Origin of the sequence: Marivirga tractuosa DSM 4126 (assembly GCF_000183425.1) — a bacterium.
GTDB classification, from domain to species: Bacteria; Bacteroidota; Bacteroidia; order Cytophagales; family Cyclobacteriaceae; genus Marivirga; species Marivirga tractuosa.
Map to the genome: position 1 here is coordinate 2,616,204 of NC_014759.1, position 22,758 is coordinate 2,638,961.

17 protein-coding genes and 1 pseudogene are annotated in these 22,758 nt (G+C 32.7%); 15 read left to right on the forward strand and 3 right to left on the reverse strand.

Going from position 1 to position 22,758, the window contains the following annotated elements; all coding sequences use genetic code 11:
* Positions 1-61: 61 nt before the first annotated feature.
* From FTRAC_RS11055 to FTRAC_RS11125, 15 genes are all read left to right on the forward strand, one after another.
* Positions 62-1,279 carry an ABC transporter ATP-binding protein gene (locus FTRAC_RS11055; RefSeq protein WP_013454337.1) on the forward strand — a complete coding sequence of 406 codons (1,218 nt, stop codon included), beginning with the start codon at positions 62-64 and terminating at the stop codon, positions 1,277-1,279.
* On the forward strand, positions 1,257-1,964 hold the full coding sequence (locus FTRAC_RS11060; protein WP_013454338.1) for a TylF/MycF/NovP-related O-methyltransferase: 708 nt from the start codon (positions 1,257-1,259) through the stop codon (positions 1,962-1,964). The genes FTRAC_RS11055 and FTRAC_RS11060 overlap by 23 nt, the downstream gene beginning before the upstream one ends.
* Position 1,965: 1 nt before the next feature.
* The gene (locus FTRAC_RS11065; protein WP_013454339.1) at positions 1,966-2,754 is read left to right on the forward strand and encodes a class I SAM-dependent methyltransferase; all 789 of its coding nucleotides are present in this window, start codon (positions 1,966-1,968) and stop codon (positions 2,752-2,754) included.
* The gene (locus tag FTRAC_RS11070; RefSeq protein WP_013454340.1) at positions 2,751-3,827 is read left to right on the forward strand and encodes a glycosyltransferase; all 1,077 of its coding nucleotides are present in this window, start codon (positions 2,751-2,753) and stop codon (positions 3,825-3,827) included. Before FTRAC_RS11065 ends, FTRAC_RS11070 begins: the two co-directional genes overlap by 4 nt.
* Positions 3,817-4,761, forward strand: coding sequence for a glycosyltransferase family 2 protein (locus tag FTRAC_RS11075; protein WP_013454341.1), 945 nt, complete (start codon positions 3,817-3,819; stop codon positions 4,759-4,761). Before FTRAC_RS11070 ends, FTRAC_RS11075 begins: the two co-directional genes overlap by 11 nt.
* Positions 4,762-4,777: 16 nt before the next feature.
* The gene (locus tag FTRAC_RS11080) at positions 4,778-5,680 is read left to right on the forward strand and encodes a glycosyltransferase family 2 protein (protein ID WP_185094397.1); all 903 of its coding nucleotides are present in this window, start codon (positions 4,778-4,780) and stop codon (positions 5,678-5,680) included.
* Positions 5,677-6,450: a sulfotransferase family protein gene (locus tag FTRAC_RS11085; RefSeq protein ID WP_013454343.1), complete on the forward strand. Its 774-nt coding sequence runs from the start codon at positions 5,677-5,679 to the stop codon at positions 6,448-6,450. The genes FTRAC_RS11080 and FTRAC_RS11085 overlap by 4 nt, the downstream gene beginning before the upstream one ends.
* The gene (locus tag FTRAC_RS11090; protein WP_013454344.1) at positions 6,451-7,395 is read left to right on the forward strand and encodes a glycosyltransferase family 2 protein; all 945 of its coding nucleotides are present in this window, start codon (positions 6,451-6,453) and stop codon (positions 7,393-7,395) included.
* Positions 7,392-8,486 carry a glycosyltransferase gene (locus tag FTRAC_RS11095; RefSeq protein ID WP_013454345.1) on the forward strand — a complete coding sequence of 365 codons (1,095 nt, stop codon included), beginning with the start codon at positions 7,392-7,394 and terminating at the stop codon, positions 8,484-8,486. Before FTRAC_RS11090 ends, FTRAC_RS11095 begins: the two co-directional genes overlap by 4 nt.
* A complete protein-coding gene (locus tag FTRAC_RS11100; protein WP_013454346.1) occupies positions 8,479-9,603 on the forward strand; it encodes a glycosyltransferase family 61 protein in 1,125 nt (374 codons plus the stop codon). The genes FTRAC_RS11095 and FTRAC_RS11100 overlap by 8 nt, the downstream gene beginning before the upstream one ends.
* A gap of 103 nt (positions 9,604-9,706) precedes the next feature.
* The gene (locus FTRAC_RS11105) at positions 9,707-10,375 is read left to right on the forward strand and encodes a hypothetical protein (protein ID WP_041649763.1); all 669 of its coding nucleotides are present in this window, start codon (positions 9,707-9,709) and stop codon (positions 10,373-10,375) included.
* Complete coding sequence (locus tag FTRAC_RS11110; RefSeq protein ID WP_013454348.1) at positions 10,372-11,454, forward strand: glycosyltransferase; 1,083 nt, start codon at positions 10,372-10,374, stop codon at positions 11,452-11,454. Before FTRAC_RS11105 ends, FTRAC_RS11110 begins: the two co-directional genes overlap by 4 nt.
* 25 nt (positions 11,455-11,479) lie before the next feature.
* Positions 11,480-12,259 carry a glycosyltransferase family A protein gene (locus FTRAC_RS11115; protein WP_041649765.1) on the forward strand — a complete coding sequence of 260 codons (780 nt, stop codon included), beginning with the start codon at positions 11,480-11,482 and terminating at the stop codon, positions 12,257-12,259.
* A gap of 132 nt (positions 12,260-12,391) precedes the next feature.
* Positions 12,392-13,456, forward strand: coding sequence for a glycosyltransferase (locus FTRAC_RS11120; RefSeq protein WP_185094398.1), 1,065 nt, complete (start codon positions 12,392-12,394; stop codon positions 13,454-13,456).
* Positions 13,453-19,275 carry a PKD domain-containing protein gene (locus FTRAC_RS11125; RefSeq protein ID WP_013454351.1) on the forward strand — a complete coding sequence of 1,941 codons (5,823 nt, stop codon included), beginning with the start codon at positions 13,453-13,455 and terminating at the stop codon, positions 19,273-19,275. Before FTRAC_RS11120 ends, FTRAC_RS11125 begins: the two co-directional genes overlap by 4 nt.
* Before the next feature lie 217 nt (positions 19,276-19,492).
* On the opposite strand, the pseudogene FTRAC_RS11130 reads toward FTRAC_RS11125, so the two are convergent.
* From FTRAC_RS11130 to FTRAC_RS11140, 3 genes and pseudogenes are all read right to left on the reverse strand, one after another.
* Positions 19,493-19,870, reverse strand: a pseudogene (locus FTRAC_RS11130) (endonuclease domain-containing protein).
* A gap of 329 nt (positions 19,871-20,199) precedes the next feature.
* Positions 20,200-21,612, reverse strand: a complete 1,413-nt coding sequence (locus FTRAC_RS11135; RefSeq protein WP_013454352.1) for an aldehyde dehydrogenase family protein — start codon at positions 21,610-21,612, stop codon at positions 20,200-20,202.
* 624 nt (positions 21,613-22,236) lie between these two features.
* Positions 22,237-22,674: a 3D domain-containing protein gene (locus FTRAC_RS11140; protein WP_013454353.1), complete on the reverse strand. Its 438-nt coding sequence runs from the start codon at positions 22,672-22,674 to the stop codon at positions 22,237-22,239.
* Positions 22,675-22,758: the final 84 nt, after the last annotated feature.

The window sequence follows — 22,758 nt, forward strand, 5'->3', positions numbered from 1 at the left end:
AAAGTACGGGACAGGTTTTGTGGTTAGCCCAAAGCCTTAGGCTTTACATTAAAAACATAATATGACAGACACCGCCATCAGCGTACAAGGCTTAGGCAAGCAATACATCATCGGCCATAAAAAAGAAGGAGACTTCCGGCATGCCATTGGCAATAAACTAAGAAATATTTTCAAACCCGATGCCAGCGAAAAAGAAGTCTTTTGGGCACTAAAAGATATCGACTTTGAAATTAAGAAGGGTGAAGCAGTAGGCATTATTGGCAGAAACGGAGCAGGAAAAAGTACACTCTTAAAAATACTCAGTCGCATTACCGATCCTAGTACAGGCCGCTTTGAAATTAACGGGCGAGTTTCTTCTCTACTTGAAGTCGGCACTGGTTTTCACCCAGAACTTTCAGGTAGAGAGAACATCTACCTCAACGGCACCATCTTGGGTATGAAGCGAGCCGAAATCAGGCAAAAATTTGACGAGATAGTGGACTTTAGCGGTGTAGAAAAGTTTTTGGATACCCCTGTAAAGCACTACAGCTCCGGCATGAAAGTACGTCTAGCTTTTTCAGTTGCTGCCCACTTGGAACCCGAAATTCTCATTGTAGATGAAGTACTGGCAGTAGGGGATGCCGAATTTCAAAAGAAGTGCTTGGGTAAAATGGATCAAGTAACCAAAACCGATGGAAGAACAATTGTTTTTGTAAGTCATAATATGGGTGCAGTACAGAATTTATGTAGTAGGGGGGTATATTTAAAAGATGGCTTAATGGAGTTTAAGGGTGGAATAGAAGCCACTTTGGAAAATTATATGTTTTCAGTAAATAACCAAATTAAATCTAGCGAGTGGATTAATGATAAAGAATCAGATTCAGTAATTCACCTTAAGAGATGCAAAATTAAATTGATAGGAAAACAGCCAAATTTAATTTTAGAAATTAATACAGAGATAGCTTCAAATAAAAAACATAATAAATTATTTGTAGCATATGATATCACATCGGCAAGTGGCACACCCATATTTCAATCAATACCTATTCAAACACCGTTTATTGAATATAATTTATCATTGCAAATTGTAACTTCAAAAATTGAATTACCTAAACTAATTCCGGGGTTATATTCTGTTTCTGTTTGGTTTGGGGAGCACTTTTCAAGAGGAGTACTTTGGGAAAAAGAAATAGTAAATTTTGAAATAGAGAATTCCCCAGAATTAAATAGAACCTACCCACATAACCATAAGAATGGATTTTTAATAGAAAAATCAGATGTCACAATCACTCAGAAATAAGATTAATTCATTATTGCTAATAATTAATATTCAATTAATTAGAGTTAAGCCTATAGAAAAAATTGCTGATAAATTATTTAATAAATATCGTCAATATACTATGGTTCCTCTAATTACTTTTAAGGATAATTTGACCTTGATAGAGGATCATGTTCATAAAAAAGATGGTATAGTTGTGGAATGTGGCGTATGGAGAGGTGGAATGGCTGCTGCCATAGGTGAAATTTTACCAAATAAGAAATTCTTTTTATTTGACAGTTTTGAAGGCTTGCCAGAAGTACAAGAGATTGATGGAAAAGCAGCAAATGAATGGCAAAGCAATAAGGAAAGTATCAGGTATAGAGATAATTGCAAAGCAGAGATGTATGAAGCAGAAACAGCAATGAAAAAGGCAAGGGCTAATTTTCAATTAGTAAAAGGATGGTTTAATCAAACGCTTCCTGATTTTAAATTTGATGATAAAATAGACTTGTTACGTTTAGATGGTGATTGGTATGATTCAACAATGGATTGTTTTGTAAATTTATATCCTAAGGTTAAAAAAGGAGGGCTTATAATAATAGATGATTATTTTGCATGGGATGGATGTTCCAGAGCTACCCATGATTATTTAAGTCAAATTAAATCAGAATCTAGGATTCAAATGAGTAAAAACGGAGTTTGTTATATTATTAAAAAGGATTAGAATGAATCAAATTGAGGTAAAGCATTTTTATGATTCATTTAAAAATAAACTAATAAATGACTTTTTAGCCCCAAATATTAGAATTGAAAATGCAATCAAATTAGCTATAAAAAATATTCCAAAAAGTTCTAAATCTGTTTTAGATTTGGGGTTTGGTTTAGGGTGGAGTTCCTATGAAATAGCTAAGCATTTTCCAGAAGCCCAAATCAATGGTTTTGATATCAGCGAAGAGTTAACCAGAACAGCTAAGGACTTATTTAAAGTTTCTAACTTAAGTTATAAGTCTATGGATTTAACACAATTCTTTCCTAAAGGAAGTTTTGACGCTATTGTTTTACTTGATGTTTTTGAACATATTCCTGTTTCTGCTAGAGAGACTTTTTATGTGAATATTCAAAATTCATTAAGTGAACAAGGAAGAGTTATTCTAACTTGCCCTACTATTTTTCACCAGAATTATCTGAGAAAAAATAATCCAGCGGGGCTGCAACCAGTAGATGAAAATGTTGATTTAAATGTTATTTTGGATTTTGCCTCTAAAACAGAAACGAACTTAGCTCATTTCGAATATTTAAATATTTGGAACAGTCGAGATTATTTTTTTGCTATAATTGAACGTCCTTATAAATATCATACTAGTCATATAAATCAATATGAAAAAAAGATTAATTTACTAGATTTTTATTCTAAATATTCACTTCTGAAAGTAAGTAATTTATCAAATAGCATGCTCCCTGAGCTCAGCTTGAAACAAAAATTAAAACTTCGATTAAAATCCACTGCGAATTGAAAAGACTCTGCATTATAACACCATCATTAGGTAAATATTCAGAAACATTCATTCAAAATCAAATAGATTATTTGCCATTCGAAAAGTTTGTTGTTACTACTGGAACAGGTGAGTTTGCAGATAAAAATGGCATACCTCTAGCTAGTCCCAGTTTTTATGCAAAGACTAAGAGAATATTAAATAGAAAAATAAAAAAAGAGGATTATAGGATTCAACAAATTAAGCTACTGGAGAAGTTTTTTCAGCAAAATATAATTGACCATGTTTTATTTCAGTATGGCACTACTGCTGAAAAAGCTTATTTGGCTTGTGTTAATTTATCCATACCATTTACAGTTCATTTTCACGGTTATGATGCATACTCTCTTAAATATGGAAAAAGCTATTATAAGTATATCTTGGAATATTGCTCAAATGTAATTGTAGTATCTCAACACATGAAGAACCAACTTATTTATTTAGGTTGTCAAGCAGATAAAATATCACTTATCCCGTATGGGAGCAATTTCGAGATTGATCATAATTTAGTTGAATATAAAACTATAAAGAGAAAGTTTTTAGCTGTTGGAAGGTTTGTTGAGAAAAAAGCTCCATATATAACTATTTTGGCGTTTGCTGAAGCGTTAAAAATAAATAAAGAAATAACCTTAGATATGGTTGGCGAAGGTGATTTACTCCCTGTTTGCAAAGACATTGTGATTGGATTAGGGTTGGAAAACAATATAAAGTTTCATGGGGCTTGTAGTCACGATATGGTTAAAAGGATGATGCATGAAACCGATGTTTTTATTCAACATTCCAAGAGAGCTGAAAATGGTGATTGTGAAGGATTGCCAAATTCAATTATTGAAGCTTTAATGTTAAAAAAGCCAGTTATTTCAACATTTCATTCTGGCATACCTGAAATTGTAAAAGATAGTGTGAATGGATTTTTAAAGAATGAAGGAGACTTAATAGGGACCAAAGATAAAATATTAGAAGCAATTGAATATGATTTTGAATTTCCTGAAATGGAATATTTAAAATTAGAGAATAGCATTAAGAGATTGACATCAGTTTTAAATGGGCAGTAAAATAGAACCGGTATTATCCATAATAATGCCAGCTTATAATGCAGAAAAGTATATTTCAGAAGCAATTGAATCAATTATAAATCAAACTTATACAAATTGGGAGCTATTAATATGTGATGATAATTCTACAGATAAAACTTATGAAATTGCAAAAAGTTTTATGGATGAAAGGATAAAACTATTTAAAAATCCTGTAAATAAAAAAAAACCGAAAACGACTAATTGGTTATTTACTAAATCTAAAGGAGAAATCATCACAATACATGATGCCGATGATATTTCGCATCCACTAAGATTTGAGAAACAAATAAACCAAATTTTAAAATCACCAAATTATTTCTGTGGCTGCGATATGCAGTACATCAAAGAAAATGGCAAATTATTAAATAGAGGCATAAAAAAAATAAATATTTTAAATAGAAATTATCCAAGAGTTGGAGATGCAACTTTAGTTTTTTATAAATCTGCAATTGATAATGGTGTTATTTATAGAGATTTTTTTTCAAATAATATGGATTACGATTTTGGATTAAGATTATTAAAAAATTATAGTTATAAAAATGTAAATGAGTATTTGTATTACTACAGGAATGTCCCATTTTCTATAAGTAAGAATCATTTAAAAAAAGATATTTTTATAAATCCAGAACTTGTTAGGTATTTTCATGATCAAAGAACAGTCAATAATATTGATTCATTAGATTTAAATAATTTTGAGGATATTGAAAACAAAACAAAAAATATTCTAATAGAACTTCAGTCTGACAAATCAGCCTTGGAACGTAAGGCTGTAGGGTTTTTATTAAATCTTAAGATGAATAAAACAGCCCTTCGAATTTGGATGGTAGGCTGGAGAAAAGACTACTTGAACATTGATATTTATAAGAATTTATTGTGGCTCATTAGGAACACATTTCTAAGGAAATATGATTGAAAAATTGTCAATTATAATGCCAGTTTATAATGCTGAAAGATATTTGGAGCAAGCAATCCAGTCACTTATCAATCAAACTTTTCAAAATTGGAAATTACATGTTTGTGATGATGCGAGCCATGACAATAGTTGGGAGCTAATAAAAAGATTTGAAAAACTTGATTCTCGAATTCAAATTTATCGAAATGAAGCGAATAAAGGGAAAGTAAAAACAGTAAATGATTTACTCAAATATTGTAACAGTAAATATTTAACGGTTCATGATGCTGATGATTGGTCAGAGCCAGATCGATTTGAATATCAAGTTTCTTTTTTAGAGGGTAATCATGATTTTTATCTTTGTGGGACTTCATTTTATGAGCATAATAGAAGAAATAAAGAAATTATTCACCAACCCACGAATTATTCTTTAATAAAAGAAAAGTTGCCAAAAACAAGTCAATTTCACGGACCAACAATTGTTTTCAAACAAGAAATAATAAATGAGATTGGGGGTTTTTATAGATACTTTAAATGGGGAGAAGATATTGATTTTTGTGCCAGAGTTGTTGAAAAATATAAGGCGACAAATATTGACCGTCCTTTATATAATTATAGAGTTCATGCAAATTCACTCACTAACAATATAAATCAATTATCACTTGAAAGATTTATTGGTCCAAAGATCCGAATATTCTTAGCAAATCAAAGAATAACAGAAGGTTCTGATTTTTTAATGCGAGGAGAAGATTATTTATTAGAAAAATATGTAGACAAACTTCTTAGTAACGTAAATTATGGACAAGTCTATAGGGAATTTAGTAATTATCTTTATCATAAGGGTTTCAAAAGAAAAGCAATCTTAGCAGCTCTAAAGAGTATAATTAATACTCCTTCTTTCTCAAATTTTAAAAATCTATTAGTATTATCCATTAAATGAATTTAGAAGATAATATTTTATGGTTTAAATCATTAAGAAAATTCAACTACTTAAATGTATTGAAATTTGCTAAAATATATTTCAACCCAATTATTATAGTAGGGTGTGGTCGGTCTGGCACTTCCCTTTTATTATCCATAATATCTTCCCATTCAAATGTATTTGGTTTTAATAAAGAAACCGAAGTGTTAATGCATGAAATAAAATATGGCAAATTATTAACTTTAATAAATAATTTTAGAAAATTATTACCATACACAGGCAAAATTCCTATTAAAAAATCAGCAATGTACTGGTGTGAGAAATCTCCAAGGAACATCAGGTTTATAAAAAGTATATTACAAACTTATCCTAATGTTAAAATAATTCATATTGTAAGGGATGGTAGAGCAGTAATTACATCTAAACATCCTCTCACTAAAAATTACTGGTTGAGCAAAGAGAGATGGATATATGATGTTAATAAAGGATTGAAATATAAAAACGATCCAAATATTATGACCATCAAATATGAAGATTTAATAAATCAAACAAAGAACGCAAGCATTCAACTTTGTGAATTTTTAAATATACCATTTGATGAAAAGATGTTGAATTATGATCAACATTCTGATGTGAAAAATATGCATTCTTTTCATGGTGGAGCAGTAAATAAAATTTATAAAGATGCACTATTGAAGTGGAAGAATCCCGAACACGAAAAGTTAATAGCTGAAGCCTATAGTGATAAAAGTTTTTTGGACTTACTTAAGAAATTAAATTATATCTAAATGTTAATCAGTGTTTTAATGCCGGCCTATAATACTGAAAAATATTTAGCCGAAGCTATAAATTCTATTTTAGATCAAACGCACCAAAATTGGGAATTACTAATATGTGATGATGCATCCACAGATAAAACATATCATATTGCTAATTCATTTGAAGACAGTAGAATCACGGTGTTTAAAAATGAAGTTAATTTAAAAAAACCTAAGACAACTAATTGGTTGTTTAAGCAATCTAAAGGTCAAATTATAACAATACATGATGCGGATGATTTAAGTAGCTGTGATAGATTTGAGAAAATCATAGATAAATTTAAGAAAGACAAAAGTATTTATGCTTGTGGGCATGAAATTCAAAGAATATCAGAAAAAGGAAAACATCTAAATTTATATAGAAGAAAATCTGTTCAATTTGAGGAAATACAGGAATTAATGGCTCATGATAATACGGATGGAGATCCTTCCCTCTTCATAAAAAGAGAGGTTATTGAAAATTTAGGTGAGATTTACAGACCGTATTTTCAAAATAATATGGATTACGATTTGGCACTAAGGATTATAGAAAATTACAAAACTACTAATATTACAGAAGTATTATCCTACTACAGAAATGTGCCGGATTCTATATCAAAAGAGGTAAAAAGTTACAAAAAATTAATTACCCAAGATATAACCAAATTTCTAGCTAGTGAAAGGAAAGAAATTGGTTTAGATGCGTTACAAAGGCAGGATTGGAGTCTAATAAAAGCAAAAGAAGAGGAGTTTTCCAAACCATATGTAAAGGATAAAACTCTTCATTTAAGGAAAATGGCATCTTTTTTCATGTATGTTAAGATGAATAGAACCGCTATAGATTATATGCTAATTGCAATTAGAAAAGAGCCATTTAAATTTGAAAACTGGAGAACAATTCAATATTGCCTGAGAAAATCAATATTTAAAATATGAAAATTCTTCATATAACTAATTGGTATCCTAACCAATTTAATAAATATGAAGCTAAATGGATAAAAGAACATATTGATGCATTATCTGTAAAAACTGAAAATAGAGTTATTCATTTTGAATTATTTAAACATGAAAGGTTTAGAGTTATAAAAAATAAAACTAAATACTTATCACAATATCTAATTCAAATACCTTTTGAAAAGTGGTTTATTTATGAAGTTATTCACTTTTCTTTTTTGGTTTATATTCTTTTAATTAAGAGGAAAAGTAAAGAATTTGATGTTATAAATTTTCACATTGCCTATCCTATGCTTACTTATTGGCATTGGATTAAGCGCTTTATAAAAAAGCCAATCGTCATTACAGAACATTGGAGTGCTTATCATTATAATTTTGGGGTGAATAAAAATCTCCCAAGAATAAAAAAGATATTTAGTCAAAAATTACCAGTAATTACAGTTTCAAAAGCTTTAGCAAATGATATCAAACAATTTGCAAATTCGGATTTTCCCTCATTTTTGATACCTAATGTTGTTGACGAAAATATATTCTATCCTGGAAACAATACAAAAGAAAATTTCTATTTTATGGTGAGTCAATGGAAATCACCTAAAACTCCACTACTTGCCATGAAAGCATTTATTAACTCTTCATATGTAAATGATCACCAATTAATAATTGGTGGATATGGTTCATTATGGAATGAAATGAAACAATATGTGAGCTCAAATAATCTTGAAAGTAAAATAAAATTTGTAGAAAAGCTGAACTCTAGTCAAATCGCAAATTATATGAGAAAATGTAAAGCATTTCTTCATCCAACTGATTATGAAACTTTTTCTGTAGTATGTGCTGAGGCCATTGCTTGTGGTGCATTTGTAGTTGCTCCAAATTCAGGGGGTATTCCAGAAGTTATCAAGAGTAATGGTTTTTTATTATCGAAAAATACATTAGATGCATGGGAAAAGGCTTTTGAACTAGCGTCATTTAAATTTAACAGTATTTCTGTTAATCAATTTTCAGCAAAGACCATAGGAGACAAGTATTCAAAAGTTTTAGAATCTCTAGTTAGGAATAAAATTAATGATTAAAGGGCTGTTGATTGAGTTTTTAGTTTATCTTATTGATAAAAAATTCACTTTAAAATCCATTAACAAGTATTTATATGATTGGGATTATAGTTTTAAAGAAACTATATATTATAATAGTTCCTACACTAAAGATTATAATTCAGAAAATCATAATTTCGACTTTTCATTCTTAAATAAGGTTTTTAAATTAAATCATTGGGTTCTGTTTTTACCCAAAGCAACAGTTTTTAATGAGACAGGAGTGATTGTTATAAATGGGAAAGTTCTATGTGATACAATCTATAATTCAAAAGGATATATAAAAAAATCAGGGCTTATTAAGCCTTACTTCAAATCAATCATAATTAAACCTAAAATACTTTCTGGTATTTATTTTCATCTTTCGGGATTATTTAATTACAATTTCTTTCATTTTTTAATAGAAGTCTTGCCTAAGATACTTGACTACATGATTTTGAGAAAAAAGAAACCTGAAATAAAATTGCTAATAAACAATAGAAATCCTTTTATAGAACAATACTTAAGCTTAATTGGAATACAGGATAGCGAAATTAAATATTTCCAAAATAACGTGATGGTTCAAAACTTATATTATTCTAATAATAAGTTTGTGTATGAGAAATTATTGGATGGCTATTGGAATAAACATATTTACTCAAAATACTATTTGAGAAAGATGGCTGAAAAGTTTCTATTATCTAATAACCCCAATTTAAATATTAGCAAAATAATTTACTTATCAAGAGCAGATTCAAATCGTGTTTTAATAAACGAGAGTGAATTCATGGAACATTTTAATCATTTTAAAATTAAAAAACTTGTACTAAGTAGGATGTGCATTTCCGATCAAATATTTTATTTTAAAAACGCATCTTTAGTTATTGCAATCCATGGTGCTTCATTGTCTAATTTAATTTATTCAAGTAATTGCAAAGTTATAGAGCTCTTTCCAAAAGGAAGAAATTCAAGTACCTTATATCAATTAAGGCAGATTAGTCAGATTGGAGAAAATAATTCCCACCACTTAGTTGAAATAAGTAATGTTGATAAAAATCAAAATATTTTAATCAATCAAGACGAGATACTTAAAGTAGAGAAGTTAATGTATGGCTATTAAATTTATATTTTGTATCAACTCTGGTAGATCCGGATCTAATTATTTATCTCACCTATTTAACGAGTCCTACAATTGCAATTCCTTTCATGAACCAAAGCCAGTAATGAATGGAGATTTCATTTATAAATATTTAAATGGTGGGAATTATGATTTTAATGCAGCTTTAAATATTAAATTTGAAACCATTATAAAAAGTAAAACAAAGGCTAAATATTTCGAAGCTAACCATACTTTTATAAAAGGATTTGGGTGGTTTACAAATAAATTTTTAACTCCTGAAGAAGTTGCAATAATAATATTGAAAAGAAATCCAAAGGAGGTAGCATTAAGTTTTATTAAAAACAATGTTTCACCTTATAATGTTGTTGGAAGAAATTGGATAATTCTTCCTACCTGTAAAAATCCAATAATATCTCCAAAAAAATTTGTAAGGCATTCGTTTTTAGTCTTTCACATTCACAAATTTATTTATTATTGTATTTATTGGGCTCATAAATTCTTTAAAATTCAAATAAAAAAGCCAAGTATTTTAAGGAATACCGAGTTAAAGTTTCTTAGATGGTACGTGGTTGAATTAAATGCAAGAGCAATTAAATTTCAGACAGACTTCCCAGAGTATAAGTATATTCATTTAGATTATAGTGAACTGAACAGTAGAAAGAAGATACTCGATATTGCCAAAACTTTGGGTTTAAATATAAATCAAAATTTCATAGATTTTATTGGTAATAGAAAAAATGCAACTGGTGATAGGAATAATGATCTATCATGAACTTAAGTAATAAAAATATTCTATTAATCTCCCCTGAATCATGGGATCATATTTTTGTTTCTAAACATCACTATGCTACGCATTTGGCAAAAAGCAATAATAAAGTTTATTTTTTAAATCCCCCTAAAGAGATAAGTTCTATATCGGTGAATAAAACTACTTATGAAAATCTATTCACCATTGATTATAAAGGATTTATCAAGGGGTTAAGGTTTTTACCAAGGATAATTCGAAAATACTTTATCGGACAAAAATTCAAAAAATTGGAGAAGGCTGCTAATGTTAAATTTGATTTGGTTTGGTCTTTTGACAATTCTGTTTTTTACGATTTTGACTCTTTACCGAAAGAAATTTATTCTATCTCTCATATAGTAGATTTGAATCAGGATTTTAACACTAAAATTGCAGCAAAATCAGCTGATTTATGTATTGGGGTGAAAAAAGAAATTGTGGATAGGTTGAAATGCTTTAATAAAAATACAATATTAATTCCTCATGGGGTCCAAGAATTTACACAAAGTTCAGAAAAAGTAATCCTACCAGGTAAAAATAGAATCAAAGCACTCTATATGGGTAATTTAGCAATGAAGCATATTGATTGGGAGTTATTGAATATGGTAGTAAATAAGAATGTCAATGTTGATTTCATATTAGTGGGTGATGGAATAGATCAAAACGAAAATAAATTTAATATTACTGAACAAAACAACATTTACTTAATAGGAAGAATTTTCTCTACTGAAATTGGCTTATATTTAAATAGCGCTGATATACTTTTGAGTTTATATGATGGATCTTATTCATCAAACTACGCTACACCACATAAAATAATGGAATATTTAGCTTCTGGAAAAATTATTTCTTCGACATGGATGGCGGAGTATGACCTGCTATATGAAAATGGTTTAATATTAATGTCTAAAACACAAAAAGAGTTTTTGGAAAATTTCAAAAAATTAATTGAGAATTTGGATGAGTTTAACAGCAAAGAAGATCAAGATAAAAGAAAAGTAATTGCTGAATCTAACTCTTATTTCAAGCAATTGGAAAGGATTAGCGAAAGCATAAAATCTATATGATTTGAGGAATCTAGTTTCGATAATTATGCCTGTATATAATGCAGAAAATTATTTAGAAAATTCGATTAAATCTGTTTTAGATCAATCATATAGAAATTGGGAACTAATCATAATTAATGATGGCAGTACTGACAAATCAAAATTAATTGTATCTAGTTTTCAAGATTCTAGAATCCGATACTTTGAACAGCCTAACAATGGAGTTAGCTCTGCAAGAAATCTTGGTTTAGCTAATATGAGAGGAGATTATTTTTGCTTTCTTGATGCAGATGATGCGTTTCCAGTTCATAGTTTAAGATCTAGATATAATCTTCTTAGAAGACATCCCTTATTAATGTTTGTTGATGGAGAAGTAAAAAAATTTGACCAAAGTATGAGGCAAATTATACAAACTTGGAACCCAAACTTAAAAGGTAATCCTTTTACAGATTTAGTGCGGCTTGAAGGGAATAGTTTTTTAGGACTTACTTGGATGATTAGGAGGAAACATGAAATAAATTATAGATTTCATGAAAATATTACTCATTCTGAGGATTTATTATTCCTGATGGAATTAACGAAAAGTGGGGGAAATTATGCTTATACTAATGAAACAATATTGTATTATAGAAATACTCCTGATTCAGCGATGAAGAATTTAAAGGGATTAGAGGCTGGATACCGATATATTGAAAATCAAATAAAACATTGGCTAGAAGTAAATGATACGGATTTAAGAATTTATCAAACACGTTATAAAAGAGCTATGGCTCTGTCTTACCTCCGTAAGAAATATTTTAAAGATGCTTTTAAAGTTTGGCTATAAATTATTATATCTAAATTCAAGAAATTTAATTTGACTTATAAAATACTTTTTTTAGGCTACTGGAATTTGGATGATGGTTTAACCCATTCAACTATTTTTCCTCATTTAAAAATTCTTAAAAAAATCCAAAGTGTGGAATATTTACATTTTTGTAACACACAAAGAGAGGAAATTACGGAAGAAAATCTTAAAAAAATTTCAAATTTAGATATTGACTACAGTCCTTTATATTCTAAAAATCTATCTTTTAATCATCTGAATAAAATCTACGACTTTATTCATTTCCCTAAATTAATTCAGCGGTTATGCGTTAAACATAAAATTAATTTGATCATTAGCCGAGGTGCACCAGCTGGCTCGTTAGCTTTTTTGGCAACCAAAAAAAATAAAATTCCTTTTGTAGTGGAATCTTTTGAGCCACATGCTGATTATATGAAAGCTGCTGGACAATGGAAAAGTTATGGTTTAAAATATTTATTTCAAAAGCATTGGGAAGCACAGCAAAAAAAATATGCCAAAGCTGTAATCACGGTAGCAGAGAATTATCGAAATTGTTTAATAGAGGAAGGAGTTAATAAAGGTAAAATTTTTGTAGCCCCCTGTGCGGTTGACCAAAATATTTTTTATAAAGATATAGGATTAAGGAAAAAAATTAGATTAGAATTAAATATTCCTGATAATGCAGTGGTAGGGGTATATGCTGGAAAGTTTGGCGGCTTATATTTAGAAGAGAAAGCTTTTCAAATTTTCAGCAAAGCTTTTGAGGAAATTAAAGACTTTCATTTATTGCTTTTGACTAATACAGATTCAAATTGGCTGAATGAAATGATATCTCAATATAATTTACCTTCCAACCGAATATATATAAAATTCGTCTCTTATAATGAGGTAAACAATTATTTGAATGCTGCTGATTTTGCTTTTGCACTATATAAAATTAATATAGTTAGTCAGTATTTAAGCCCCGTAAAAATTGGAGAATATTGGGCTTGTGGTTTAGCAGCTTATATAACTCAAAATTTGGGAGATGAAATGCATTGGATAGAAGAGAAAAAATTAGGAGTTATCTTAGATGGAAATGAGCAAAATATATTTAATAATTTAATGGATTTTTCCTCTCAGGAAATAATAAGAAATGGAATTGAAATCAGAAGTATAGAAAAAGTAAGTCAAGTATATAAACAAATATTAAATTGATTAAAGGAATATACATATTGATTTTATGCACTCTAATACCTTATCAATTATTTGCTCAGGTCTCTGCGGATTTTAATTTACCATCTGAGGTTTGCTTAGAGCAACAATTTCAATTAGAGAATACCTCAGTTAATGCTGATAACTATGAATGGGATTTTTGTTTTGAGGACTTTTCTACTTTAACCCCTAGTTTTGATTCTTTTTCCAGTTCGGGACTGTCATTGCCATTTGAGGCACGAATCATTCAAAGTGATACAAGTTCTTTCGTTTTCATCCCTAACCGTAATGGCAATACAATTAGAAGGTACCATGTATCAAATGATTTTAACACTATATATTCAGAAAATAATGTTGAAAACATTAATTCTTATTTTCAAGAACCTATTTCAATAGATATAAAACATATTAACAACAAATGGATAGGTTTTGCTTCTGATTTTTCTTTAGATAAAGTGTTTATATTGGATTTTGGGAACAACCTAAATGCTGCACCCAGCATTGAAGAATTGCAATTGAATACCATTGCATTAGATGGTGCGACCAGGATCCACATTGAAGACGGAAATGACTCTACATTTTTGTTTTTAAGTAATTTCGGAACCGCTAAGCTGTCAAAAATTGTATTAGAAAACTCAGACTTACTAACAACAGTTGTTGAAAATGAATATACAATACCAGGAGCTGGTGGCCTTTCCTCATTTGATATTATAAAATACAATCCCAATAACTGGCTGATGTTGCTTGGTCAATCAAGTGGGAACACTCTAATTAAATTAAAATTTAATTCTTCACTAAATTCAGATCCTGTAATTGAAAATTTAGCAAATACAGGAGATGCTTATACTAAACCTACTGGGCCACAAATTTTTAGGGAAGGGGATAATTTTTATGCCTTACTAATAAACAGAGGTGGACAGTTTTTCAGATTGGATTTTGGCAATGATATAGAGTCTGTTCCTGCGGTTACTAATTATGGTATTGCCACAGGGTCCAATGCCAGTTGGTCATTTGATCTAATAAAAAATGATAGTTCAAGGTTTATTGGGTTCTTTACAAAATTTAATTCAAATCTAGCAATTAAAGTTAGTTTTGATGATCCTTGTAGTGCTAGTCCAGTTTATTCTAGTGAAGTAGAACCTATTGTTAAATACAATTCTTCAGGCACAAAAAACATTAATTTAAATGCGTTTAACTCTAATGGAGAAGTTAATACAATTTCAAAATCATTAAATGTTACAGTTGACAAAGCACCTATCGGTCAAATTATATTAGACTCTGTCTATTGCATAGCTGATAATATTAGTTTTTCCTTCGATACCCAAGACGATATAAAAATCTATGACTGGGATTTTGGGGACGGCAATACAAATACTACTATTTCCCCCACGCATCAATATGCAACAGAGGGGGAATATATTATAAGTTTGGAAGTAGAAAGCGCGGCAGGGTGTCCCAATATTTTTTATGATACCTTGACTATTTTGCCTGAGCCCCAGCCGGAATTCTCCACGACAGATACAGAATACTGCACTTTTGAATCCATTGCCTTTAACAATACCACTCCTTTTGATTTTGGTGAGAATGTAGATTGGTCATGGGATTTTAATGGAGAGGGGGGCAGTACGGAAGAAAATCCTGACTTTATTTTTGAAAGTGCTGGCACTAAAACCATCACCTTGGAAGCTAATGTATTGGGCTGCTTGCAGACTTTTCAATCCACCTTGGAGATAATAGAGGGCCCGGAAGTAGATTTTTCTTATGACAGTAATTGCTTGGGAGAGGCGATTCAATTTACAAATCTAAGCACGGGGGCGAATATAACGGGTTACCAGTGGGATTTTGGAAATGGAGAAAGCAGCACCTCCGAAAATCCACAAATGACTTATAATAATGGGGGCATTTACTCAGTAGCTTTAACTGTCACTAATGCCAGTGGCTGTGAAAATATCACAACCCAAAACATTCAAGTTTTTGAGCAAGTAGTCGATAGCATCATGGCTACCGAAGCAATAGAAAACCTTCCATTTAATTTGGGTATTGACTGGAGAAATGATTTTGATAGCACTCAAACCCTTAGTTACGAATGGAAAATTGATGGAGAAACTCAAGTAGCGGATACCGCTACCTATACTTTACCTCAAGGAATATACTCAGTGAATTTAGAGATTACAGCAGAAAGTAATTGCCTTTTTACAACACAAAGCTTTGTTGAAGTTAAAGTCTCAGAAAGCCCGACTCCAGATTTTAACTTACCTTCTGAAGTTTGTTTACAGGAACAATTTGAAATAGAAAACACCTCGATAAATGCAGATGCATTTGAATGGGTCTTTTGTGTAAATGATTATGATAGCCTAAATCCCAATTTTAATTTAGTATTGGATAATAAATTGTCTCAGGCTTATGAATCTCGAATATTTTCTAGTTCTGAAAGTGAATCATATGTTTTTATTCCAAATAGAGGCAGTGGAGAAATAAGGAGATTAAAATCTTCTGATGATTTTGAAAGTATTGATTCGGATAACCTACTAAGTTCAAAATATTCTAATCAAAACGGGCCTGTTTCAATCGACCTTATCAAGCTTAATGATAGTTGGCAGGGGTTTGTAATTGATTTCTTTAATGAAGAATTATTCTATGTGAATTTTGGTAGTTCGCTGGATAATGAGCCTAGCTTTTCAAAGGTTCCCATAACAGGCGCTCCATTGAATGGCCCTTTTAGAGTTGAATTAGTTGAAAATGATTCTGAACATTACTTAGTCATTTCTAATTATACTAGTCAGATATTGAAGGTTATTAAATTTCAAAATTCAGTCCTCACTGAAATTGAATCAGAACAAGATATCTTTATTCCTGATGTCACTAATTTGACTAGTTTTGATATAATGAATGTAGAAGGAAATAAATTTATACTTTTACTCGGTGCCCAACAAAATAATTTAGTCAAACTTGAGTTTCCAGATGGACTGAATTCAAATCCCTCTATTTCAAAAATTAACCCCAATAACTTAACGCTTCAAAGGTCAACAGGGGTATATATGTTTGAAGTTGCTGGTAATTATTATTCTTATATTCAAAGTAGAGATGGAGATTTTTATTTGTTAAACTTTGGCAATAGTTATTTAAATGTGCCAATAGGAAGAAATTTCGGAAGTATTGATGATTCTAATATAACTTGGAGTATAGACTTTTATAGAACAAATTCTATCCGTTTGGTTGGATTAATTCCAAAATTTTCAAACAACAATCTTTATAGGGTTTCTTTTGAAGATGAATGTTCATCAAGTTTACCCAAATCTGAAGATGTGAATCCCGTTACATCCTACTCCCAACCCGGCACCTACCCCATCACCCTAACCGCCTACCATCCCAACGGAAATTCCGCTTCCATCACCAAAGAAATCACCGTAACAGAAAACCAAGCTCCAGAGATAGTATTTGCTACAGGAGAGGATTTATGTGTGGGTGCACCTATTCAGTTTTCAAGCGAAAGCAATAAAGAAATAAGTTCCTATAGCTGGGATTTTGGGGATGGCAATACTTCCACCGAAGCCAATCCCGACCACCTTTTTAGCAGTGCTGGGGAGTATTTAGTTGAGCTATCCGTAACCGATACGGCAGGCTGCAATAATCTTTTTCAAGATAGCATAAGCGTTTATGCTGAGCCGCAGCCCGATTTTCAGGCAAGTGCACAAGGCACTATCTGCTCTCAAAAGCCAGTTGTTTTTGAAAATACAACCTCTTTACCTACTACCGCCTCTTTCCAATGGGATTTTGGAGATGGCAGTACTTCAACAGAAGAAAACCCCGAACATATTTATGCAGAAGAGGGCGAATACATCATTAATTTTCAAATTGAAATGGCGGGCTGCCTGGTAGAGAAAACCGATACCATTTCGGTAAACCCTGGTCCTTTGGTGGATTTTAATTATAATGATGATTGCTTTGGTCAGGTGGTTAATTTTGAAAATAGCAGCACAGGCGAGTTCCTGCAAAGTTTCCAATGGAATTTTGGGGATGGCTCGCAGTCCACCCAAACAAGCCCCAACCATAGTTACGATTCCGCTGGCAGCTACAATGTAAAGCTCAGTGCTTTCACCAGCAATGGTTGTGATTATACCTTCGAAAAGCAAGTAGTCGTTCATCCGGTAGCCACCGTAGCTTTTCAATCGGAAGTAGCTTGTGCTAATCAGGCCGTGCAATTCAATGAGCAGGTTACTTTACAGCAATCCAATGTCACCGATTACCTCTGGGATTTTGGCGTTGCAGGAACCACTTCTGATGTATCCACTTCAGCCAATCCGCAATTTGCTTTTCCAGCTGCGGGTAATTATCAAGTACGTTTACAAGTCACCACAGCAGATGGCTGTACCACATCGGGCACGCAAACGGTAGCCGTGCAAGCCCTTCCGCAGCCAGCCTTCACTTATGAAGACAATTGCCTCAGCAATGCCATTTTGTTTAGCCCTCAAAATACAGATAACATTATTGCCCATTTCTGGGAACTACAAGATGAGACCGGAGCTGTAGTCTTTACGGCTCAGTCTGAAAATTTCTCTTACGCATTTGAAAATCCCGGCACTTATCAATTGCGCTACCGACAGCAGAATGAAAACCTATGCAGCAATTCCATAACGGAAAGCATTGAAATATTGCCACTACCAACCCCTGATTTTCAAGTAGGGAGCATTTGTGCAAACGCGGCCATTACTTTTGAAAATTTAACGGATTTAAAAGGGAATATTTTGAAAAATTATAACTGGAGCATTAACGGGGACGTGATTTCCACCGATTTCCGGCCGCAGTACAGCTTTCAGAATAGCGGAGACTTTCTCCTCGGTCTTCAGGTAGAAACCCAAAATGGTTGTATCCAAAGCATCGAAAAAACCATTACCGTTTCCCCATCACCAGAAGCCTTTTTCGAACTCGAACAAACCCTAGCCGCCTATCCCTACACCCTCAGCCTCAATGCCGAGGAGTATCAAGTATCAAGTATCAAGTATCAAGACGAACAAGCTACAAAAATGGCTAACCGCACTGTCCCAGTTTCCCCTTTGGGGACTAAGGGGCTTTCAACTTCCCCTTTGGGGATTGAGGGGCTTTGGACCCTAAATGGCGATACCATCTCCACGACTCCAGCACTCAACCACACCATCACCCAAACCGGCACCTACCTACTAGGCTTAATCCTAACCAATGAGGCAGGCTGTACAGATTCGCATTTTGAGCAAATCAGAATACGAGAGCCAAATTTGGATATTGCGCTAAGTAATTTAAGCATTACGCAAGATGACGATTTCACAAGTTTTGTATTAAATATCAGCAACAAAGGAACCTTGGTGCCAGAAAGACTGGACCTAGAGATTGATTTAGGCAGCTATTCGGTTACTGAAACCATAGAAGAGCCCTTATTGACAGAGAGAAATCGAAATGTGGCCTTGAGCATAAAGCTGACGGAAGAACAAATCAGAGGCTTAGCCAAAATTTGTATTCGAGCAATTCCGCAGTCTGCGGCATCGGATGAACGCAACGAAAGCAACAATAGAGTATGCACCAATATAGAAAGCGGATTAAATATCATGGAAATTTATCCAAATCCGGTAGTCACCAACTTTACCCTTCCCATGATCCTTCCTGAAAATGCCAATGTCACGCTAAGCTTAGAGCAAAGCAATGGACAAAACGTTAAAGTCTATTCCTATGATTTGGAAGCTGGCTATAACGAAATCCAACTAGACAGAGAAAACCTCAAGCCTGGCATCTACTTCCTCCGTATCCGCTACCAAGGCGAAGAAAAAGCCAAAAAGATTATTTTTCAGTAGTGTATTCAATACCGCTGCAGTCCTTCAAGCAACACCCCTATAATCCCCTCAAGGGGATATTCCTCACTGATTTTATTTAGCAGTAAACATTACCTTCCTCACTATTGTTCATTGATTTTCCATTCTAAAAAATTTAGAAAAGCATTTAGCTTTCAAATTAGAATACAAAGGTAATTCCGAGCGACTCCCCCCTTGAGGGGGGCGAAGGGGGGTGTCTTTAACCCAAAGACAGCTTTTCAATACAATCCTCAATTGACTTCAATATTGATTCAATTTGACGTTTAACATCTAAATCATCAAATCTTAAGAATCTAACGCCAAATTTCTCCAGCCTTTTTTGCCTCTTTTGGTCATACTTAACAGTATCTTCATTATCATGCGAAGACCCATCTATCTCAATTGCCAACATTAATTAGTGACAATAAAAATCTACAATATAATGATCTATTGGAACCTGTCTATGAAACTGAAAGCCTAGTTTTCTTCCTTTAATTTGCTCCCATAGCAATATTTCAGATAGGGTACTATTTTTCTTTAACTCTCTAGCTAATTCTTTAAGATAAGGTTTATAGGGGATGATTTTATTTTTGGTCAAAACAGAATAAATTTTTAATTTTAATACAAGTCTAATTAGATTATATCAGTACAATATCAAATTTAAAAAAAATAAATATTTCTGTGCGACTTTCTTCTCCTCTCAATTTCAAGAAACACCCCTATGGTCCCCGCCAGCTGGCTGGACAATCTCATGGATTAAATATAGCAGTGAACAATAACTTTCATCATTATTAATCATAGATTTTCCCTTCTAATATAATTCAGAAAAGCATTTAGCTTTCGAATTAAAATACAAAAGTACTTCTGTGAGAATCCCCCCTTGAGGGGGGTGAAGGGGGTGTTCTTAGTGAATAGAAGGGTATAGGCCTACTTCATCAAAAACCGAATCATCTTCATACTATTTTGATCGAAAGGCGGATATTTTTTCCTTAAATCAAACCAGGTGCCCGATTTCAAAATGGACTTTTCATTAGAAAACGCCAGAAAGCCTGCCCTTCCATGATAACTACCATTTCCACTATTGCCTACCCCACCAAAAGGCAATTCAGGATTTGCTAAATGAACAATGGTATTGTTCACGGAACCACCGCCAAACCTGACCCTATCCAAGAAATAATTCTCTGTTTTTTTATTAGAAGTGAAAATATAAAAAGCCAGTGGATCAGGATTTTTTTGAATAAACTCCAATGCTTCCTCATTCGTTTTATAAGTAAAAACAGGTAAAATCGGCCCGAAAACCTCTTCCTGAAATAAGGAATCCTTCTCTGTAATTCCTTCAATAATAGTCGGTTCTATTTTCCTTTTTTCATCATCAAAAGCCCCTCCAAAAACAATTTTCCCTTCTTTCAAGTAAGTCTTTAATTTATCATACCTTTTTTGATTGACGATTTGAGCTAAATCCTTACTTTCTGTTGGTGAGATGCCATAAAACTCCATAATAGTAGCCCGCAACTCATCTACGAACGCATCCTTTATTTTTTCATTTATTAATAAGTAGTCAGGCGCTACACAGGTCTGGCCTGCATTAATTAATTTACCAAAAGTTATTCTTCTGGCCGCTACCGTTAAATTGGTTTTTTCATCTATAATGGCCGGTGACTTACCTCCCAATTCCAGAGTGGCCGGAACTAATTGTTCTGCTGCCATTTTCGCAATAATTCTTCCTACTGGAACACTGCCTGTAAAGAAAACATGGTCAAAACGGTGGTTTTGCATAAGCTCTGGCACCACAACTTTTCCCTCCCCCATGATTACTGCTAAAAACTCTTCATTGAAATATTGAGGGAATAATTTCGCAACTAAATTTGAGATATGAGGCGTTTCTTCAGGCGGTTTAATAATGCAGGTATTCCCTGCTGCGATGGAAGCAACTACTGGGGCTAATAATAATTGAAAAGGATAATTCCAGGGCCCTATAATTAAGGTCACCCCTTTGGGTTCATAAATAATCTTGCTTTTTGAAGGAAAATGAACTAGTCCAGTACCCACCTTTTTAGGCTTCATCCAAGACTTCAGATGCTTTAAAGTGTAATTGATTTCATCATACAAAAAGCCGATTTCCGTCACGTAAGTCTCAAAGTTTGGCTTGCCAAAATCTTTAGCCAATGCCGACATGATGTCCTGCTCATTAGCTTTTATCATTTCCTTCAATCGCAATAATTGCGCTTTCCTAAAGTCGTAACTTTTGGTTTCTTGATTATTGAAAAATGATTTTTGTGCTTGAAATACAGCTGATTGCTTTTCCAGCGGACTGTTTACTATTGCAGAGGCTTCTTTCATATTATTCAATTTACTGTCCGTTTAGAAGAGTCAATTTATCATTTTAATTCTGAATTCGGAAAAGCAGTTGAATTTTAGTTTTACAAACAACAATCATACTCTAAATACTTTGATGGCGGCTATTCAGTAACAGATGATCGGGAAACCAGCTGAGCAAGCTTTCCAGCTCTAGCTGGTAAGAAATACCCAGCTGGAGCTTCCCTTGCTGGTGCGAGCTCAATGTCGTTAAGTTAAGGATTTTATTATATCTCGGGCATCTGTTTTTACTCATGCCTGACATTTCAGTTTAATTATATCTTAATAGAAAATTAATAAAATCCGCCAGAGGCGGTAGTAATTTCCACTAGCCGGAGGCTAGCGGAAGGAAATTATTTTTCTATCGCCATCCTCTGGATGGTGATGGTTACTTGCGCCTCTGGCGCTGGATAATAAGACTGCAAAAGTTTCTTTGTCTCCAATTATTCAATAAATGCTTCAGGTTTTTTTGAATAGCGATTTGTATTCATTTTTGAAGTCTCATACTGGTGTAAAAGTATTAAACTAGAGCAGTTTTTCTTAACTTAACGGCATTGGGTGCGAACTTCCCCAGCTGGTGCGAGTTTCCTAGCTGGTACCAGCTCGTACCTATTCCATTTCCACAGTATCAACAGGAATATAGAGCTCAACTTCTTGCTTACCCCAATTTCTTGCAGCTTCCTCATCAAGTCCCATATAAATATCAATTTTGCGGGTCCATCTTTTATTCATCTTGTCTAAAACAGTATAAGTGCTGTCTAGGCCTTCGATCTTAACCACTGAATTATGCTCTAATAAATCTTCTTTCAGGAAATCTCTGGAAATCGCAATGGCTTTCATGCCTGGTTCCAAGGTATCTCCCCAAGCTGCTAGCGCTGGGTTTCCCTTCTTAGTTTGTGCCTCAATAGAATTGTAAGCCGTGGCAGTTACTTTTATCGTGTCATACTGAATCACCTGTTTTTGCTGTTTGGATTGCTTTTCAGTGCTGCATGCAGCTAAAATTGATATACTTAATATTATAACTACTTTCGGAAAATTATTCATCATCAATCTACCCTCTTTGTTTCAGTTATTTAACTTATAGAAATTGATGATGTTCAATTTTATTCTAAATCACGAGCTCAGAAGCTT

Coding starts and splice junctions, on each gene's coding strand:
- FTRAC_RS11055 (WP_013454337.1), top strand. CDS start 62: ATGACAGACACCGCCATCAGCGTACAAGGCTTAGGCAAGCAATACATC.
- FTRAC_RS11060 (WP_013454338.1), top strand. CDS start 1,257: ATGTCACAATCACTCAGAAATAAGATTAATTCATTATTGCTAATAATT.
- FTRAC_RS11065 (WP_013454339.1), top strand. CDS start 1,966: ATGAATCAAATTGAGGTAAAGCATTTTTATGATTCATTTAAAAATAAA.
- FTRAC_RS11075 (WP_013454341.1), top strand. CDS start 3,817: ATGGGCAGTAAAATAGAACCGGTATTATCCATAATAATGCCAGCTTAT.
- FTRAC_RS11080 (WP_185094397.1), top strand. CDS start 4,778: ATGCCAGTTTATAATGCTGAAAGATATTTGGAGCAAGCAATCCAGTCA.
- FTRAC_RS11085 (WP_013454343.1), top strand. CDS start 5,677: ATGAATTTAGAAGATAATATTTTATGGTTTAAATCATTAAGAAAATTC.
- FTRAC_RS11090 (WP_013454344.1), top strand. CDS start 6,451: ATGTTAATCAGTGTTTTAATGCCGGCCTATAATACTGAAAAATATTTA.
- FTRAC_RS11095 (WP_013454345.1), top strand. CDS start 7,392: ATGAAAATTCTTCATATAACTAATTGGTATCCTAACCAATTTAATAAA.
- FTRAC_RS11100 (WP_013454346.1), top strand. CDS start 8,479: ATGATTAAAGGGCTGTTGATTGAGTTTTTAGTTTATCTTATTGATAAA.
- FTRAC_RS11105 (WP_041649763.1), top strand. CDS start 9,707: ATGAATGGAGATTTCATTTATAAATATTTAAATGGTGGGAATTATGAT.
- FTRAC_RS11110 (WP_013454348.1), top strand. CDS start 10,372: ATGAACTTAAGTAATAAAAATATTCTATTAATCTCCCCTGAATCATGG.
- FTRAC_RS11115 (WP_041649765.1), top strand. CDS start 11,480: ATGCCTGTATATAATGCAGAAAATTATTTAGAAAATTCGATTAAATCT.
- FTRAC_RS11135 (WP_013454352.1), bottom strand. CDS start 21,612: ATGAAAGAAGCCTCTGCAATAGTAAACAGTCCGCTGGAAAAGCAATCA.
- FTRAC_RS11140 (WP_013454353.1), bottom strand. CDS start 22,674: ATGATGAATAATTTTCCGAAAGTAGTTATAATATTAAGTATATCAATT.